This window comes from Endozoicomonas sp. SESOKO4 (genome assembly GCF_024606275.1).
Map to the genome: position 1 here is coordinate 1 of NZ_JAHHPS010000457.1, position 1,472 is coordinate 1,472.

Annotated in this window: 2 protein-coding genes; both read right to left on the reverse strand. The window is 47.2% G+C overall.

The window, feature by feature from the left end:
• The coding region (locus tag KDK16_RS08910) for a hypothetical protein (RefSeq protein WP_257275674.1) at positions 1-985 on the reverse strand (985 nt) is incomplete at its 3' end.
• 229 nt (positions 986-1,214) lie between these two features.
• Positions 1,215-1,472: C2H2-type zinc finger protein (locus KDK16_RS08915; protein WP_257275675.1), on the reverse strand; the 258-nt coding region annotated here is incomplete at its 5' end.

A 1,472-nucleotide genomic window follows, 5' to 3' on the forward strand; every position in this document is an offset into this window, starting at 1 on the left:
CCTCCCCGACCACTGTCATGTCACAGGTTTTTTGCCAGGTAGCTTCAGCTGTAGAGGCTGCCCCTGCAGTCACTGAGTATGAGGTGACCCCGGATAAGGCGACCCCGTCTAGGGCGACCGCGACCCCGTCCAAGAATAGTTGGCCAGACCATTGGCGCTGATTGACAGGCGGGCCATCCATTGTTTTGGAGAGCGAAGTGTTTACAAAATCAAAGTTATCTATGCAGCTAATGCAGTGGCCATATGCCAAGTGGGGGCATGAGCTTTCTAAGGAATTCAGAGGCCATTCAGCAAACTCTCTGCTACCAGATGATAGTCGTAAACTGCAAACGCCATTACAGGGATGGACGAAACAATCCAAACCCAAAGTATGCTGGTGTTGTTGAGAGCCTCTATTACCGCCGACAGAGCCACAATACAGGGAGCTAGTGAAAGAGCTTGTAGGTTGGGGCGGCGCTTGTGGGACTTGCTGCCCCGATGATTCAGATGGCTGGCCTTGTTTTTGGACATGTCCGGGGCTGTGCATCATAGCGGTGATCGCAAACGGGTGATCCTGACTCACCATCTGCCGTTTCATCGGGTCAAACAACAGTGAATCGGGATTCCAATAGCTCTTTAAAAGCCAACGTAAAACGACAACAACTTTTACAGGTACCCATGAACAGGGGCTGTAGCATAGAGTGGCGTCGCTGGTGGTCAGGATCAGTTTGTAATCAACCAGCAGACGAGAGGCATAAAGCCATTGCCACGCAATCGATTCAATCAGGGTCGATTTTATCCCATAACAGCTGGGTCTCTGTGGTTTGTCATCAGGCAGTGAATCTGATCCTTCATAGCCGTTTGTATTGATAATATCTGGCGGTTTGTCCGGCGGTGCATGCTGGTCAGTCTCTATAGAAAAGCTGCGGTTTGTCAGGCCTGTCTTCAGTCCAGGCTCAACAATATAATGTCTTCTCAACTGATGAGCTTCGCAGGTGGCAGACAACAACGTTAGCACTAACAGCAGTGTCGCAAAGGGTGGTTGTTTAATAATAGTGTTCTTGCATTCTGGTGGGTAGAGAGGAAGAATAGATCAAGATAATAAGTGTGTTTTATTATAAAAAAACCAATGAAACGCTGCTGCATACTTTAGAAAAACATTGTCTTTTGATGGTCACTTATCGATCCGGCAAAATCGCAAACCTTCATTAAAAAGCGAGTGTCTGATCAGATCGTTACTTATTTACTTTACCTTTTTTAGGGCTGAAGTTATCGTCTTTATTCAAATCATCAGGCTTGCGTTTTCGATGTCGTATTTTGTGCTTTATCAGGGCATGTATACTGTTGAACACCTTCCCGCATGATTGCTGCTGGCCATCCTTCCCAACTACTTTCAGGTCACAGGTTTGTTTTCCGGTGTGGTATATTCTTCTGTGATTTGCCAGGATTTTGGCATTAAGGCAGACCATGCCGCATGGTCTGTGCAGGCCATC